The following is a 14,845-nucleotide window of genomic DNA, read 5'->3' as shown; positions in this document are numbered from 1 at the left end:
GGCCTGCCGTCGCGGCGCGACGGAATTCGACTTCAGCGGCTCTTGAGCGTTCGCCGACTGCGGCGGGCCCAGGGGTGATCAATCGATGGATCAGGAGACGGGAGGAGCGCGTGGCTGGAACGCGGAGCCGGCCGATTCCAGATGGATGAATTCGGCGTCCGTGGTGCGGTAGAGAAGCTCGATCGCTTGCGGCAAGAGCAGCAGAGGCGGCGTCGCGAACGAGACCGTGCCGGCCATCGCGACCAATGCGCAGATCGCGCAATTGTCGTCACCCGGCTGCTCGCGGTCGGGCTTTGCCGGAGACTGCTTCTGGACCGCCGCGTGGTCGGTCGACGCGATGGTCTTGGCAATCCCCTTGGCGCTGTCGGCCAGTTGCGACTGCGCCAGCGGCGCGGCCTGCGCGAACCAGTGGCTGTGGCCGAAGGTCAGCGCGAGCTGCACCAGCATCGCGAACAACGCGAGCCGGGCACCGTGCCTGATATTCGACCGGAACCACTTCATCTGCAAACGCCACCCCGCATCGCGAGACGCCGATAAGGCGTCGCGATGTTATATTGTAACATCGCAAGAGACGGGAGCGGATGTCAACCGCGGGAGCGCTGGATCGCGCGGCGTGGCCGCGCGATGTGTCATTCGTGCAACTGCGTACGAGGAGATCAGGCCTAACTAAATTAGTGCGGCGCGCATTCCCTCCCTTGTGGGGAGGGAATGGGGAGAGCGCTGATGGTGGCCAGATTGAATTCGACGTCTACTCAGCACGCCTCATCGCCCCTCGCGGACCCAGGTCGCGGCGAAGGCGCCGAGCAGGAGGAGCAGGCCGATCAGGCCGGCGAAGATCGGCAGCACGCCGACGCCCTTCACGACGCTGGCGTCGCGCATCCGCACGCCCATCCAGCCGTCGCCGGCGAAGACACTCGCCGAGCGCGACGGCACGATGCGCGGCAGCTCGACGCTGGAGCCACTGGCGACGCGCACGGCATTGCCGCCGGTCGCCTGCGTCAGCGGCTTCAACGTCTCGGTGGTGGAGGTGACCTCCGAAAACTCCTTCGGATTGGTCGGGCCGACATTGATCAGCGCCTTCAGCGTGCCGTCGGTGGCCTGCCACAGGCCGAGCTCATTGGCCGGCAGGCTGGCGCGCCACTCGCCGGGATCACCGGCGCTCAGCGTCAGGTCGCGCGACACGCCCGATGGCGAGGTCACGCTGACGGGGGGAACGCTGTCGGTCATGGTCTGGCGCACCACGACGAGATCCTTGCCCTGCACCTGGAGGCGCAGCGCCTCTTCGTCGAGATCAGGCTGCTTCATCAGCCAGTGCGACATCCGCCTGAGCAGATCGAGATGCGGCCCGCCACCTTCATAGCCGCGCGCCCACAGCCAGATGTGGTCGGAGAGCAGCAGCGCGACACGGCCCTCGCCGAAGCGCGACAGGAACAGAAGCGGCTTGCCATCCACGCCGGTCATGACAGGCGGGTTGACCGCATTGCGGGTGTCGACCGTGCGGAAGAAGCGGCTCCAATGCGGCGGCTCGCTGGCCGAGCCTTCCAGCCCGCGCGTGACGGGATGGCGTTTGCCGATGTCGGAGAGATGCGCATAGAACGGCTTTTCGGTCACGCCGACGGGCTCGGCCGGCAGCACCGAATCCAGTGGCGTGCGCCAGATGCTGGTGTTGGAGGCATAGTCCGGACCGGCCGAGACCAGCACCGCGCCGCCCGCGCGGACATAACGCGCGATGTTGTCGAAATAGGCGATCGGAAGCACGCCCTGGCGGGCGTAGCGATCGAAGATGATCAGCTGGAATTCGTTGATCTTCTGCTGGAACAGCTCGCGGGTCGGAAACGCGATCAGCGACAGCTCGTTGATCGGCGTGCCGTCCTGCTTTTCCGGCGGACGTAGAATCGTAAAGTGCACGAGGTCGACGCTGGCGTCGGACTTCAAGAGGTTGCGCCAGGTGCGCTCGCCGGAATGCGGCTCGCCGGAGACCAGCAGCACGCGCAACTTGTCGCGCACGCCGTCGATGGCGACGACGGCGCGATTGTTCACCGGCGTCAGCTCGCGTTCCAGCGGCGAGGCCTCGATCTCGACGATGTTCGGGCCGGCATGCTTGATGTCGACGTCGACGCTCGCGGTCTGGCCGCTCGAAAGCGTGCGCTCGTTGATGGTCTCGCCGTCGCGGCGGACCGTGACCTTGGCGCGTTCGCCGGAGAGGCCCTGGTCATCGAGGCGGTAGGTGATGGTCTGGCTCTGGCCGACGATGCCGAAGCGCGGCGCCGCGGTGATCGCGATGCGGCGGTCGCGCTCGTCCTTCTGCCCGGTGATCAGCGCGTGCACCGGTGCCTGGAAGCCGAGCGCGGCGGCACTGGCCGGAATATCGTGGACGCGGCCGTCGGTGATCAGGAACGCGCCGGCGACGCGGTCGACCGGCACGTCCGACAAGGTCGAGGCGAGGGCGCCGAACAGCCGCGTGCCGTCGGTCTCGCCATCGGCCTGTCCGGCGTCGACGACGCGAACCTCGAGCCCCTTGATCTTCTTCAGGCCGTCGACCAGCGCTTCCTGCGCCTGGGCTGCCTCGCGATTGCGGTTGCCGAAATTCTGGCTCGGGCTCTTGTCGACGACGACGGCCGCGACCGAGGTGAGGGGATCGCGGTCCTCGCGGGTGAAGGAGGGATTGGCGAGCGCCAGCAGGAACAGCGCCAGCGCCGCCACGCGCACGGCCGCGCCGCGCGCGCGCGCCACCAGCAGCAAAAGCGCAATGACCACGATCGCAGCGAGCGCGATCCACAGCACGATCGCGGGTACAAGCGGCGTAAAGGCGATGCCGTAATTCATCAGACAAACCTATCGACGTCATTCCGGAGCGATGCGAAGCATCGAATCCGGAATCTCGAGATTCCGGATCTGGTCCTTCGGACCATTCCGGAATGACGGGGTGTGTAGCTCAAGCTCGTCACCCGCATCATTGTCCCAGCCGTTCAATCAACGCGGGCGCGTGCACCTGGTCGGCCTTGTAGTTGCCGGTCAGGGTGTACATCACGATATTGGCGCCGGCACGGTAGGCGAATTCGCGCTGGCGGGGGTCGCCGCCGACGACGGGCAGCATGGACTGGCCGTCGGGCCGCACCGCCCAGGCGCCGGCGAGATCGTTCGAGGTGATGATGATCGGCGAGACGCCGTCACCGCCGCGCGCCGGCCGCTGCGCAGCCTCGTCGTCCTCTTCGCGCGGCAGGGTCTCGACCCAGGTCTGGCCGGTGCTGAAGCGGCCGGGGAAGTCGCGCAGCAGATAGAAGGTCTTGGTCAGCACGTGCTCGCGCGGCACCGGTTCGAGTTCGGGGACGTCGAGCGACGACAGGATCTCGCGCAGCGTCCGCATCGCCGGGGTCTGCGACGCGCCGTTGTCGCCCGGCCCAGCCTCGATGGCGTCGCGGGTGTCGAACAGCACGGTGCCGCCCTGCTTCATGTAGGCGTCGATCTTGTTGATCGCGTCCTGCGGCGGCTTGGGCGCGCCGGGCACGATGGGCCAGTAGATCAGCGGGAAGAAGGCGAGCTCGTCGCGCGCGGGATCGACGCCGACGGGATCGCCGGCCTCGAGCGCGGTGCGCTGCGCCAGGAACAGCGTCAGTCCGGACATGCCGGCCTTGACGATGGAATCGACGTCGGCGTTGCCGGTGACGACGTAGGCGAGTCGGGTTTGCGACACCGCCTTCATCGCGAACTCGTCGGACGCGCTGTCGGCGCGCAATGGCGTGGGCGAGAGCGATGCGAGGCCTGCGAGCACGAGGCCAAGCACGATCGTTGCGGTCGCGGCACGGCGGCGCAGCAGCGCGGCGAGGCCGCCGCCGAGCACCGCGACGATGATGGCGTCGATCAGGAACAGCGCCAGCGCCGTCGACAGCAGCCAGCCGCGCAGGTCGCGCGGCTCGGCATTGGTGTAGGTGGCGTGCCGGGCGCGCAAGCTGGTGGTATTCAGCGCGGCGATGCGGTCGGCAGCGGCAAGTGTGTTCACGGCGAGCGGTCCTTCTGCCGGACCATAGAAGCCAGGCGGATGATCGGGGGTGGCGCGGTCGCGATAATCCGCAGGCAGCGGCTTCGCGGTCGCCGGCGGCGGGCCGAACGCGCCAAAACCGTCGAGGATGTGCAGCGGCGCCACCGTCTCGGTGGTGGCCTCGGCGGCAACGCCGGCCCCGGGCTTGGCGGTGTAGCCGGACATGTCGACGACGCGCCTCAGCATTTCGACGAAGGTGCCCGACATCGGCAGATCCGACCAGCGCATGTCAGCGCTGACATGGAACAGGCTGACGAGGCCCTTGCCGCGATGCTCGCCGGTGACCAGCGGCGTGCCGTCCTCCAGCGAGGTCCAGCTCTTGGTGGCGAGCACGGCATCGGGCTCGGCCAGCACCTGCCGGCTCACGGTAACGTCCTTCGGCACGGCGACGCCGGCGAATGGACCGTCGGCGGCGAAGGAGGCGAGATGCTGCGGCTTCTCCCAGGTCAGGCTGCCGCCGAGCGTGCGGCCGCCCTTGCGCAGTTTGACCGGCACGAGGTCGTCCTCGGCCTGCGCGAGGCGGGGGCCTGCGAACCGCACCAGCACGCCGCCTCCGTCGATCCAGGCGTTGAGCCGCTCGCGCAGCTCCGGCGCGATGGTGCCGACATCGGCGAGGACGATCATCGGCAGCTTCTGGTCGAGGAACTGGGTGATGCCCTGCTGCGGCGAGCCCTTGTCGGCGAGCCGCACGTCGGCGAACGGCGCCAGCGCGCGGGTGAGATAGAAGGTCGGCGCCAGCAGCGGCTGCGCGGTCTCGCTGGTCGAGCCCGAGACGATTCCGATGGCGCGGCGGCGCCAGCGCTTGTCGAGCAGCTGCACTGCGCCGGCGGAGCGCTCGCCCGAGATCTCGAGCCGCGTGATGTCGTTGCGCAGCTCGACCGGCAGGTCGAACGCGGCGTCGGTCTCCTTGTGCTGTGGGCCGAACGAGAAGCGCGCCTCGCCGATCGGCGAGGCCTTCTGGTCGAGCGCGCGCACGATGCCCGCGGCAATGCCGCTGTCGGTGCGCAGCACCTTCACCGTCATCTTCGCCGCGGCGTTCTCGGCCGCGACCAGCGCCAGCGGCGCGGAGGTGCCGCCTTCGAAAATGGTCAGGTTTCGATCGCCGATGGTCTTGCCGAGGCCAGTCACGAATTCCTCGCCGCGGCCGGTGTCGACGCCGTCGGACAGCCAGGCGATCTCGCAGTCACCGGTTGCCTTCAGGAAACGGTCGATCGCGGTCAGGGTCTCGACCCGGTCGATCGAATAGGGCTTTGGCGCGAGCTGCCGCAGCGCGACGCGCGCAGCGCCTGCCGGCATCAGCGTGATGTCGCGGTTCGGCTCCGACAGCGGCACCAGCGCGATCGCGCGGCGGTCGTTGTCGGCATTGGCGATCAATTCGTCGGCCGCTCTGATCCGGATGTCCCAGTTCGAGGCCGCGCTCCAGCCGTCGTCGAACATGATCATCAGCGGCGCCTTGCTGCCGGCAAGCCCGTTCTGCGGATTCCAGATCGGGCCGGCAGCGGCGAAGATGACGAGCGCCGCGGCGAGCAGGCGCAATGCGGTCAACCACCACGGCGTCCGCGATGGCGTCTCTTCCCTCGGTGCGATGTCGAACAACAGGCGCGTCGGCGGAAACTCGATGCGGCGCGGCCGCGGCGGCATCACGCGGAGCAGCCACCACAGCACGGGCAGGCTGACGAGGCCGATCAGGAGCAGCGGTTCGGTGAAGGCGAGCGGCAGTCCCATCATGCGGCCGGCCCCGCCTTGATGGTCGTGGTGCGCGCGCCCGACTTGCTCACCTGCATGCCGGCGTGCAGATACAGCAACAGTTCGGCAGCCGAGCGGTCGGTCGCATGGGTCGTGAACAGCCAGTCGAGCTTGCTCGTCTCGGCACGGATCTGGTCGCGGTGCAGCGCGAGGCGCGCGGTGTAGTCCTGCACCCAGCTCTCGGCGCGGCCGGCGGTGATCACGCCGAAGCCTTCAGGCTCGACGAACTCGATGCGTCCGGAATAGGGGAAGGATTCCTCGGCGGGATCGACGATCTGCACCAGCGTGCCATGCGCGCCGGAGCCGGAGAGACCTGCGAGCATGGTCCTGATCTCCGCGATCGGCGACCAGAAATCCGACAGCACGATGATCTCGGCCAGCGCCGCCGGCACGAAGGACGGCGGCAGGCTGAGCCGGTCGGCATCGTCATGCAGCATCGCCTGCGCCATCTTATCGATGACGCTGCGGCTCGCGGTCGGCGCCATCAGCCCGGGAATGCCGACGCGCTCGCCGCCGGAGACCAGCAGCTCGGCCAGCGCGAAGGCGACGATCAGCGTACGCTCCAGCTTGGACTCGCGCGCGACCTTCGAGGCGAACGCCATCGACGGCGAGCGATCGGGCCAGATCCACACCGTGTGCGAGGCTTCCCATTCGAGCTCGCGGACATAGAGATGGTCGTCGCGCGCCGAGCGGCGCCAATCGACGTTCTGCGCCGGCTCGCCGGAGACGAAGCGGCGGTATTGCCAGAAATTCTCGCCGGAGCCGGCACGGCGGCGGCCGTGCAGGCCGTGGATGACGTTGGCGGCGATGCGGCGGGCTTCCAACACCAGGCGCGGCAGCGAAGCGGCGAGCGTGCGGCTTTCGCCATCGGCACGTCGGATCGCGATGATCTCCTTTGCTGTGTGCCCGGTCTCTGCGGCCATCAACCGATCCGTGTCTTGAGTTGCCTGATCACGTCCGGAATCGTGCGGCCTTCGGCGCGCGCCTGGAACGTCAAGGCCATACGGTGCTTCAGCACGGGCTCGGCGAGATCGAGCACGTCGTCGACCGAGGGGGCGAGGCGGCCGTCGATCAGCGCGCGGGCACGCACGGCCAGCATCAGGGATTGGCTGGCGCGCGGGCCGGGGCCCCAGGCGATGAACTTGCCGGCTTCGCCGCTCTCCGCGCCCGGACGGGCCGAGCGCACCAGCGATAGGATCGCCTCCACCACGGAATCGCCGACCGGCAGGCGGCGCACCAGCCGCTGCGCGGTGATCAGCGCGTCCGCGCTCATCGAGCCCTTCGCCAGCGTCTCTTCCGCACCTGTCGTCTCGAACAGGATGCGGCGCTCGGCATCGCGATCGGGATAGTCGACGTCGATCTCCATCAGGAAGCGGTCGAGCTGCGCTTCCGGCAGCGGATAGGTGCCTTCCTGCTCCAGCGGGTTTTGCGTCGCGAGCACGTGGAATGGCTTGGGCAGATCGTGACGCGCGCCGGCGACGGTAATGTGCTGCTCCTGCATCGCTTGCAGCAGCGCCGACTGCGTGCGGGGGCTCGCGCGGTTGATCTCGTCGGCCATCAGCAGCTGCGCGAACACCGGACCGGCAATGAAGCGGAACGCGCGCCTGCCGGCGGTGCTCTCGTCCAGCACCTCGGCGCCGAGAATGTCCGACGGCATCAAATCGGGCGTGAACTGGATGCGCTTGGCATCGAGACCGAGCGTGACGCCGAGCGTTTCGACCAGCTTGGTCTTGGCGAGGCCCGGCACGCCGATCAAGAGCGCATGGCCGCCGGAGAGGATCGTCACCAGCGTGTTCTCGACGACGCGATCCTGGCCGAAGATGACGGAGCCGATCGCCTCCTTCGCCGCGCGAATCTGGCTCGACACCTGCTCGGCCGAACGGACGATCCCGTCCTCGAGTTTCTCGACACTCTCCGCCATTCGCTCGCTCCTTCAGCCTGCCACGAGGCTTGCTTGCGTCGTCACATCAGCACGTCGGCTGGATCATGGGCCCCATGCTAGACTTGCAGGAAGGCCATGTATTCGTTGAATTAACCTATCCCCACCTTATCGGCTTCGGGTTATGTACGGCATCACGAAGTGGCGACCTCCACACCGGACTAGTCCGGGGTGGAACCGAGCGCCCGATGACAACGTAGACCTGCACCATTCGTGCCAAACGACATTCGTGCCAAATGACAGAGTCAGGGCAAACCATGGCGAACCAAGGGCAGAGCGCCGATCGCGGTCTTGAGGGGCTGACTGCCGCCGCCAAAAGTGCTGCCAGTGCCGAAGGCGCCAAAAAGGGCCTGCCTCCGGTGCATCTGTGGAATCCGCCGTTTTGCGGCGATCTCGACATCCGAATCGCGTCCGATGGTACTTGGTTCTACATGGGGACGCCAATCGGCCGTCACGCGCTGGTGCGCCTGTTCTCGACCATCCTCAAGCGCGAGGGCGACAAGCATTTCCTGGTCACGCCGGTCGAGAAGGTCGGCATCCGCGTCGACGACGCGCCGTTCATGGCGGTCGAGATGCTGAAGAGCGGCGAGGACAACCATCGCGTGCTGAGCTTCCGCACCAATGTCGACGACTGGGTCACCTGCGATGCCGCGCACCGGCTGCGCTTCGAGCAGGCCGAGGACGGCGGGCTGACGCCGTATCTGCACGTGCGCGCCGATCTCTGGGCCAAGGTCACCCGCGCGCTCTATTACGATCTGGTTGACATGGGCGAGGAGCGGATGATCGATGGCCAGCCGATGTTCGGCGTCGAGTCGGCCGGCGAGTTCTTCGCCATGGCCGACGCGGAGCAGGTGAGGGCCGCGCTTTGAACAAGCCTATCCCCAAGAGTGGCCCTGAGCGTGAGCCCGTCGCGATCGGCGCGGCGGAGTTTTTCGCGCGGTCCCGGGCAAGGCTCGGCTTCGATGTGCCGCCCGGCCTCTACGATCCCAACATCATTCCCGCCTCCGGTGATCCCGGTACCGACAAGATGCTGGAGATCATCGCGCGCGAGCAGCCGGTGCGCCCCGCAGCGGTCCTGATCGCGGTGGTGGACCATCCCGAGCCGACCGTCCTGCTGACGCAGCGCTCGGCGCATCTCAACGACCATGCCGGCCAGATCGCCTTTCCCGGCGGCAAGATCGATGCGACCGATTCCTCGCCGCTCGATGCGGCGCTGCGCGAGGCCGAGGAGGAGGTCGGGCTGTCCAGGGATTTCGTCGAGCCGATCGGCTATCTCGATCTCTACGGCACCGCCTTCGGCTTTCGCATCCTGCCGACGGTTGCGAGGGTCCGCCCGGGCTTCTCGCTCACCATCAACCATTCCGAGGTTGATGATGCCTTCGAGGTGCCGCTATCCTTCCTGATGAACCCGGCGAACCACCAGGTGCACAGCAAGGAATTCCGCGGCATGGAGCGTTTCTATTACGCGATGCCGTTCGCGGAGCGCTACATCTGGGGTGCGACGGCCGGAATGCTGCGTGTGTTGTATGAGCGGATCTATTCATCATGATCCGGACGGTTCTGACCGAGATCGGAATCTTCCTCATCCCCTTTGCCGTCTACGCGCTATTCCTGGCCGCCAGCCGCTCCGGCCTGTTCGTGCAATCGTCCTGGCCGGTCACGGTCCTCGCGCGCCTCGTGCTGGCGGCACTGGTGCTGGTGATCGCAGGCCTGATCGGTCTTGCGCATTTCTCCGGTGCGGCGCCGGATTCGACCTACACGCCCGCCCATATCGAGAACGGCAAGCTCGTGCCGGGCGTGGAAAGATAGGGGCGGGCCGATGAGCGCGGAGCCGTTGCTTGCGCAAGCGCCCTGGCTGATCTCCGGCGGCACCGCGCGCGTGCTGAAGCTGCTCAACGCCGACGGCGAGGAGGCACGCGTGGTCGGCGGCGCCGTGCGCAACGCGCTGCTCGGTCTCGTGCCCGGCGACATCGACATCGCGACCACGGCGCAGCCGGACGAGGTGATCCGCCGGGCCAAGGCGGCCGGCATCAAGAGCGTGCCGACCGGCGTCGAGCACGGCACCGTCACCCTCGTCATCGACGGCCATCCGTACGAGGTCACGACGCTGCGCGAGGACACCGAGACCTTCGGCCGCAAGGCCAAGGTCGCGTTCGGCCGTGACTGGGTCAAGGACGCCGAGCGGCGCGACTTCACCATGAACGGCCTGTCGGTCGATGCGAGCGGCGTCGTCTACGACCATGTCGGCGGCATCGCCGATGCCAAGGCGCGGCGCGTGCGCTTCATCGGCGATCCCGATCAGCGCATCGCCGAGGATTATTTGCGCATCCTGCGCTTCTTCCGCATCCACGCCGCGTTCGGCGCCGGCGAGCCCGACCGCGGCGGCTATCTCGCATGCATCCGCGGACGCGCGGGGCTGGCCAGCCTGTCAGCGGAGCGGGTGCGCATGGAGATGCTGAAGCTGCTGGTGGCACCAGGCGCATCCGCCGCCGCGCTGGCGATGACCGAGGGCGGCTTGCTGCAGGCGCTGATCGGCGGCGTCGCCTATACCGGGCCGCTCTCGGCGATGATCGCGATCGAGCGCGAGCTCGGCCTCACCGCAAGCGCAACGCGGCGCCTCGCCGCGCTGGCGGTCGCCGTGACCGAGGATGCCAAGCGCGTCGCGATGCGCCTACGGCTCTCCAATGCCGAGGCCAAGGCGCTGGATTCGATGGGCCATCGCTGGTGGCGCTTCGCCGCCAAGGACGAGGCCCATGCGCGGCGGCTGCTCTACCGGCTCGGCGCGGAGCGCTATCAGGATCGCGTGCTGCTGGCCTGGGCCCGGGACGGCGGCGATACCGGCTCGTCGCGCTGGCGCGCGCTCGCCGAGCTGCCGCAGCGCTGGACCGCGCCGAAATTTCCGCTGAAGGCCGCCGATTTCATCGCGCGTGGTCTCGCCGAAGGTCCCGCGCTCGGGCACGTGTTGACGCTCGCCGAGGACGCTTGGCTTGCAGCGGATTTTCCCCTAGAGGAAGCCGCGCTCGCTTCCATCGCCGATCAAGCTGCGGCACGCATCAGCCGCGACCAGAAAAATTGACCATCGCATCAGGCTTCGCCGACATCTCGCTTCCGCAGCTCCTGCTGGTCGCGATGATGGCGTTGTTTGCTTCGATCATCGGCGGTCTTGCCGGCTACGGCACCGGCGCCTTGATGCCCTTGGTGCTGGTGCCGCTGGTCGGCGCCGAGCCGGTGGTGCCGATCATCGCGATCTCGGCGATGCTGACCAATGCGAGCCGCGCCCTTGCCTATGTCCGCTATGCCGACCGCCGCCGCGCATTGATCGTGCTCGCCTGCGCCGCGCTGACGACCGCGCTCGGCGCCTACGGCTACACGCGCCTCACCAACGCGGGCGCTGCAATCGTGATCGGCGCCATGCTGATCCTGAGCGTGCCGCTGCGCCGCGTGCTCCGCCGCCGCAAGGTCAGGATCGGCGACACCGGCCTTGCCGCGGGCTCGGTCGGCTACGGCGTGCTGGTCGGCGGCACGTCCGGCTCCGGCGTGATCCTGCTCTCGCTGCTGATGGCCGCCGGCCTCGAAGGCGCCGCCGTAATCGCCACCGACGCGATGATCTCGCTCGGCACCGGCCTCATCAAGATCTCGGTGTTCGGCCTCGCCGGCGCAGTGACGACGCAGGTGCTCGCCTTCGCGCTGTTGATCGGCGGTGTGGCCGTGCCCGGCGCGTTCCTGGCAAAAGCCTTCGTCGAGCGGATGAGCGTGCACATCCACACCGCGATCCTCGACGTCGCGGTGATCACCGGCGGGCTGGTGATGATCTCGGCGGCGGCGCGGCAGCTGATCGCATAGATGCGGATCGAAGCTCGTCAGGGCGTGTGCGCAAAGACGCTGGCTCCGAGTGCAAATTAGCCGTCATCGGCGGCCTTTAACCTCATTGCTGACATTCCGGGCGCCGCGTAGTCTTGCCGACGTTGCGAGAAAGCAGGGGCGTCTCATGGATAGGCGTTATGCAGTTGGTCTTTGCGCGAAGGCGTTGATCTTGCTGGTCGTGTTCCCGAACGCCAGCATCGCCCAGGGAACGTCTCTTCGGGATCAATTGGTAGGCACCTGGACTTACGTGTCCAGCACCGCGACCCGTGAAGATGGCAGTGCCGTAGAACGGCCCAAGCTACAAGGTGCGGTCACCTATACCGCCGACGGTCATTTTCATTTCATTACTGTCCGCTCCGACGCTCCAAAATATGCATCGGGCGATTCTGCACGTCCCTCCGCCGAGGAGGCCATGGCAATTGCCTCAGGTGTCGTCGCCTACACCGGGACATACAAAGTGGACGAGAGCACCAAGACGATCCACGTCAACATCGAAACGAGTTCGTTTCCGAATTTGGTCGGAGCGCCAAATCAACGGCGGATCGTGCAATCGATCAGCGACGAAGAATTGAAGTTTACAAATCCGCGCACCCCGGCCGGCATTACGCTGGAGCTAGTGTTCAAACGAGCGAAATGACCCTCCAAGCAGCGGTTTGCCCCCGGCGTTAGCGTGCTTCTGGCACATCGCGCCCCTGCTCGATCCAGTGCACCAGGTGGCGCTCAACCCGCAGAGTTGGGCGATCTCCTCGCGCCGCGGGCCCGGCCGTGCGTGCGGCCAGCTCCTAGCCGGTGTTTCTGACCGCCTCAGCCAGAATGGCGTAAAGCTGCTGCTTGCTGAATTCCTTGGGCTGCCGCTTGTCGGCTTTGTTCCGCGACACCTTCTGTGCGGCTCGATTGGTGCAGGCTGCCGATGACATCAGCTTCGGGGGCGGCCTTATCTTGGGTCTTGCCGTCGGCGGCTTGCGGCCCCGCCTCAGGCCCTGACGGGTCAGCATGCCGCAGACCGCGTTACGACTGCAGCCGAGACGACGTGCAATCTCCGCTGCGCTCCGTCCTGCGGACCAGAGCCTCTTGAGAAGCGCTATGTCTTTCGCGTCCCAGCCCATGGGAGATATTATAAAGCCAACCGTCGAACGCGCGCTAGTCTAAAGCATGTTCCGGAAAAGTGCGAAGCGGTTTTCCGGAAAGATCATGCGTACACAACAACCCAAAGCGCGATGACAATTCATCCAAATCTCATCGCGCTCTAGTCTTCGTCCGGCTCGCGCACGACCGCCGGTTCGTCATCGTCATCTTCCTCTTCGTCGTCTTCGTCGTCTTCGTCCTCGTCGTCTTCGTCGGGATCTCTTGGCGGCATCGCCGCGCCCGTAGGCACGGGCGGTGTCCAGCCGGCCGCTGGGGTGAAAAGTGCCTCGGAGGTGCGTTGCTTCATGTTGTTGCTACTCCTCGAAAGGAACGCGCAGTCGCACGTTCCCGGTTGACGACATGCACATGCTCAGAGGCGCGGTCGCTGCTAGCGCGACGGGGATCCGGTTGACGCATCAGCCGCGGGCGGCACCCGCCACGCAAGCGGTGACGTGGCTACCTCATGCCTGAGGACCCGTGGGGCTCCATGTTCACCAAAACCTCGCCGGCGAAGATCTCGGGAACTCCGAGATCGAGGTCAAGCAGACTTGCTTGAACGAACGCCAGTATCTTGGCGTTCGCCGCCTCGGCGCTTTCGCGGTCCTCGAATATCATCACGGCGATACCAACGCCGTCGCCCGCATCCAGCACATGGTAAGATCTGAATCCGGGCGATTGCCTCAGGATCTCGCCGACGCCGCTCTTGGCGCGGCGGGCAGCGTCCGCCACCGAACGAACCTCGGTGTACTTGCGAATGACCATGTACATGAGGTCACCACGCGCCACACGCCCCCACGCATCAAAACATATCGATCCCGATCAGACTAGGGCCTACTTCCGAGATGGCTTACACCGGCCTGTTCGGCGGGCCGCGCAGGCGCGCCTTGTTCCAATGAGACGTCCTCGCCCCGCAAGCGGGGCGAGGTGCCGAGGCTCAGGAGCCCTCGAATTTGAACGATACGTTGAGCTTGGCGCGATAGGCCTCGACTCTTCCATTCTCATCCAGCTGCATATCGAGCTTGACGACCTCCGCGATGCGAAGATCTCGGAGCGATTTTGCGGCTTGCTCGACCGCATTGGCGGCCGCCTTCTCCCACGAGTCGCTGCTGGTACCGACCAGTTCTATGACTTTGTAGACGCTATCGGGCATGTCGTCCTCCTGTCCGGTATGACCCAGGAAATCTAGCATTAGGCGGGTAGGCGGAAAAACGTCCGATTGGCTGTCACTTTTCTGACCGGGATCGCAATACGATCCAGTTCAAGTCGCCGGCAAAATGTCGTGTCTCCACGAGAGTGCACGTCGCGAGGCGAGCCGACAGGTTCAATCCGTGCTTGCGACGGCCAGCCGTGTCGGCGACGAGCAGCACCATCAGGATATGCGCCAAGCCTTGCGCGTACTATGCACCATCGATAGTTCATTGCGCGATCGGCTTACCGTTCTAGCTCGAATCCAGGAACGCTTAACCATGCTCACCGTCTATGGCGAAGGTCGCGGCTTCCGTGTCGTTTGGCTGCTCGAGGAATTGGGATTGGCGTATCGGCTGCGCCCGGTCGATCTTCTGGCAGCCGAGGTTGATCGCGATTTCCTCGCCATCAACCCCGCCGGCTTCATTCCCGCACTGCAGGACGGTGAGACGATCATGGTCGAATCGATCGCGATTCTGCAGTATCTGCTCGTCCGCTACGGCTCAGGTTCGCTTGCGGTCGCCCCGGACGATCCCGCCTTCGCTTCCTATCTGCAATTTCTTCACTTGGGCGAGGCCGGGCTCGCCGGGCCGATGAACGCCGTCCTTGTCGGCCGCCAACTGGCGCCCGAAGCCGAGCGAAATGCCCGGGTTACCCGCTGGGCAAGCGAGACCTTCGAGAGCCGGCTGGGATTGGTGATTCGCCGCCTCGCGGATTGCCCCTATCTCGCCGGCGACCGATTCACCGCTGCCGATATCTCGGTGAGCTACGCCCTGCTGCTCGGCCTGCGAACTGGCAACTACGTCCCCGGTCCTACCGAGCGGGACTATCTCACCCGCACGACGGCACGCCCTGCCTACGCCCGAGCGATGGAAAGCTGCCAGGCCACCAAGGCCTGGGCGGCGAGATCACCGGGATTGTAGGGCTCGCGTCAATCCGCAGGGCAA

The 14,845-nt window shown here is 66.4% G+C and carries 16 protein-coding genes; 7 read left to right on the top strand and 9 right to left on the bottom strand.

Annotated features, from left to right (window positions below):
- Positions 1 to 90 precede the first annotated feature (90 nt).
- The 5 genes from ACVWY3_RS21080 to ACVWY3_RS21060 form a co-directional block, all read right to left on the bottom strand.
- Positions 91 to 501 carry a DUF2946 domain-containing protein gene (locus tag ACVWY3_RS21080; RefSeq protein ID WP_456840194.1) on the bottom strand — a complete coding sequence of 137 codons (411 nt, stop codon included), beginning with the start codon at positions 499 to 501 and terminating at the stop codon, positions 91 to 93.
- 261 nt (positions 502 to 762) lie between these two features.
- Complete coding sequence (locus tag ACVWY3_RS21075) at positions 763 to 2,826, bottom strand: hypothetical protein (RefSeq protein ID WP_456840193.1); 2,064 nt, start codon at positions 2,824 to 2,826, stop codon at positions 763 to 765.
- Between the two features lie 127 nt (positions 2,827 to 2,953).
- Positions 2,954 to 5,767 carry a DUF4159 domain-containing protein gene (locus ACVWY3_RS21070; protein ID WP_456840192.1) on the bottom strand — a complete coding sequence of 938 codons (2,814 nt, stop codon included), beginning with the start codon at positions 5,765 to 5,767 and terminating at the stop codon, positions 2,954 to 2,956.
- Positions 5,764 to 6,708 (bottom strand): DUF58 domain-containing protein, encoded by a 945-nt coding sequence (locus ACVWY3_RS21065; RefSeq protein WP_456840191.1) that lies wholly within the window; start codon positions 6,706 to 6,708, stop codon positions 5,764 to 5,766. The genes ACVWY3_RS21070 and ACVWY3_RS21065 overlap by 4 nt, the downstream gene beginning before the upstream one ends.
- Entirely contained in the window at positions 6,708 to 7,706 is a 999-nt protein-coding gene (locus tag ACVWY3_RS21060; RefSeq protein WP_283081336.1) for an AAA family ATPase, read from the bottom strand. The genes ACVWY3_RS21065 and ACVWY3_RS21060 overlap by 1 nt, the downstream gene beginning before the upstream one ends.
- Positions 7,707 to 7,981: 275 nt before the next feature.
- Here ACVWY3_RS21060 and ACVWY3_RS21055 point away from each other — a divergent pair, with 275 nt between their 5' ends.
- The 6 genes from ACVWY3_RS21055 (at position 7,982) to ACVWY3_RS21030 (ending at position 12,225) form a co-directional block, all read left to right on the top strand.
- Complete coding sequence (locus ACVWY3_RS21055) at positions 7,982 to 8,593, top strand: DUF1285 domain-containing protein (protein ID WP_456840190.1); 612 nt, start codon at positions 7,982 to 7,984, stop codon at positions 8,591 to 8,593.
- Entirely contained in the window at positions 8,590 to 9,273 is a 684-nt protein-coding gene (locus ACVWY3_RS21050) for a CoA pyrophosphatase (protein WP_456840189.1), read from the top strand. Before ACVWY3_RS21055 ends, ACVWY3_RS21050 begins: the two co-directional genes overlap by 4 nt.
- Positions 9,270 to 9,533 carry a DUF6111 family protein gene (locus ACVWY3_RS21045; RefSeq protein WP_456840188.1) on the top strand — a complete coding sequence of 88 codons (264 nt, stop codon included), beginning with the start codon at positions 9,270 to 9,272 and terminating at the stop codon, positions 9,531 to 9,533. The genes ACVWY3_RS21050 and ACVWY3_RS21045 overlap by 4 nt, the downstream gene beginning before the upstream one ends.
- Positions 9,534 to 9,543: 10 nt before the next feature.
- On the top strand, positions 9,544 to 10,800 hold the full coding sequence (locus ACVWY3_RS21040) for a CCA tRNA nucleotidyltransferase (RefSeq protein WP_456840187.1): 1,257 nt from the start codon (positions 9,544 to 9,546) through the stop codon (positions 10,798 to 10,800).
- Complete coding sequence (locus tag ACVWY3_RS21035) at positions 10,797 to 11,567, top strand: TSUP family transporter (protein WP_456840186.1); 771 nt, start codon at positions 10,797 to 10,799, stop codon at positions 11,565 to 11,567. Before ACVWY3_RS21040 ends, ACVWY3_RS21035 begins: the two co-directional genes overlap by 4 nt.
- Positions 11,568 to 11,712: 145 nt before the next feature.
- Complete coding sequence (locus ACVWY3_RS21030) at positions 11,713 to 12,225, top strand: lipocalin-like domain-containing protein (protein WP_456840185.1); 513 nt, start codon at positions 11,713 to 11,715, stop codon at positions 12,223 to 12,225.
- Positions 12,226 to 12,370: 145 nt separating this feature from the next.
- Here ACVWY3_RS21030 and ACVWY3_RS21025 read toward each other — a convergent pair whose 3' ends face one another.
- From ACVWY3_RS21025 to ACVWY3_RS21010, 4 genes are all read right to left on the bottom strand, one after another.
- A complete protein-coding gene (locus ACVWY3_RS21025; protein ID WP_456840184.1) occupies positions 12,371 to 12,694 on the bottom strand; it encodes a GcrA family cell cycle regulator in 324 nt (107 codons plus the stop codon).
- 140 nt (positions 12,695 to 12,834) lie between these two features.
- Positions 12,835 to 13,020, bottom strand: a complete 186-nt coding sequence (locus ACVWY3_RS21020; protein ID WP_456840183.1) for a hypothetical protein — start codon at positions 13,018 to 13,020, stop codon at positions 12,835 to 12,837.
- Positions 13,021 to 13,169: 149 nt separating this feature from the next.
- A complete protein-coding gene (locus tag ACVWY3_RS21015; RefSeq protein ID WP_456840182.1) occupies positions 13,170 to 13,481 on the bottom strand; it encodes a hypothetical protein in 312 nt (103 codons plus the stop codon).
- 166 nt (positions 13,482 to 13,647) lie between these two features.
- Complete coding sequence (locus tag ACVWY3_RS21010; protein WP_456840181.1) at positions 13,648 to 13,863, bottom strand: dodecin family protein; 216 nt, start codon at positions 13,861 to 13,863, stop codon at positions 13,648 to 13,650.
- 316 nt (positions 13,864 to 14,179) lie between these two features.
- On the opposite strand from ACVWY3_RS21010, the gene ACVWY3_RS21005 reads away from it, so the two are divergent.
- Positions 14,180 to 14,821, top strand: coding sequence for a glutathione S-transferase family protein (locus ACVWY3_RS21005; protein WP_456840180.1), 642 nt, complete (start codon positions 14,180 to 14,182; stop codon positions 14,819 to 14,821).
- Positions 14,822 to 14,845: the final 24 nt, after the last annotated feature.

This window comes from Bradyrhizobium sp. USDA 4486, assembly GCF_054057995.1.
This window is presented reverse-complemented; position numbering and strand designations above follow the sequence as displayed.

Coding starts and splice junctions, on each gene's coding strand:
- ACVWY3_RS21055 (WP_456840190.1), top strand. CDS start 7,982: ATGGCGAACCAAGGGCAGAGCGCCGATCGCGGTCTTGAGGGGCTGACT.
- ACVWY3_RS21045 (WP_456840188.1), top strand. CDS start 9,270: ATGATCCGGACGGTTCTGACCGAGATCGGAATCTTCCTCATCCCCTTT.
- ACVWY3_RS21010 (WP_456840181.1), bottom strand. CDS start 13,863: ATGCCCGATAGCGTCTACAAAGTCATAGAACTGGTCGGTACCAGCAGC.
- ACVWY3_RS21025 (WP_456840184.1), bottom strand. CDS start 12,694: ATGGGCTGGGACGCGAAAGACATAGCGCTTCTCAAGAGGCTCTGGTCC.
- ACVWY3_RS21075 (WP_456840193.1), bottom strand. CDS start 2,826: ATGAATTACGGCATCGCCTTTACGCCGCTTGTACCCGCGATCGTGCTG.
- ACVWY3_RS21030 (WP_456840185.1), top strand. CDS start 11,713: ATGGATAGGCGTTATGCAGTTGGTCTTTGCGCGAAGGCGTTGATCTTG.
- ACVWY3_RS21020 (WP_456840183.1), bottom strand. CDS start 13,020: ATGAAGCAACGCACCTCCGAGGCACTTTTCACCCCAGCGGCCGGCTGG.
- ACVWY3_RS21065 (WP_456840191.1), bottom strand. CDS start 6,708: ATGGCCGCAGAGACCGGGCACACAGCAAAGGAGATCATCGCGATCCGA.
- ACVWY3_RS21040 (WP_456840187.1), top strand. CDS start 9,544: ATGAGCGCGGAGCCGTTGCTTGCGCAAGCGCCCTGGCTGATCTCCGGC.
- ACVWY3_RS21080 (WP_456840194.1), bottom strand. CDS start 501: ATGAAGTGGTTCCGGTCGAATATCAGGCACGGTGCCCGGCTCGCGTTG.
- ACVWY3_RS21015 (WP_456840182.1), bottom strand. CDS start 13,481: ATGTACATGGTCATTCGCAAGTACACCGAGGTTCGTTCGGTGGCGGAC.
- ACVWY3_RS21070 (WP_456840192.1), bottom strand. CDS start 5,767: ATGATGGGACTGCCGCTCGCCTTCACCGAACCGCTGCTCCTGATCGGC.
- ACVWY3_RS21060 (WP_283081336.1), bottom strand. CDS start 7,706: ATGGCGGAGAGTGTCGAGAAACTCGAGGACGGGATCGTCCGTTCGGCC.
- ACVWY3_RS21005 (WP_456840180.1), top strand. CDS start 14,180: ATGCTCACCGTCTATGGCGAAGGTCGCGGCTTCCGTGTCGTTTGGCTG.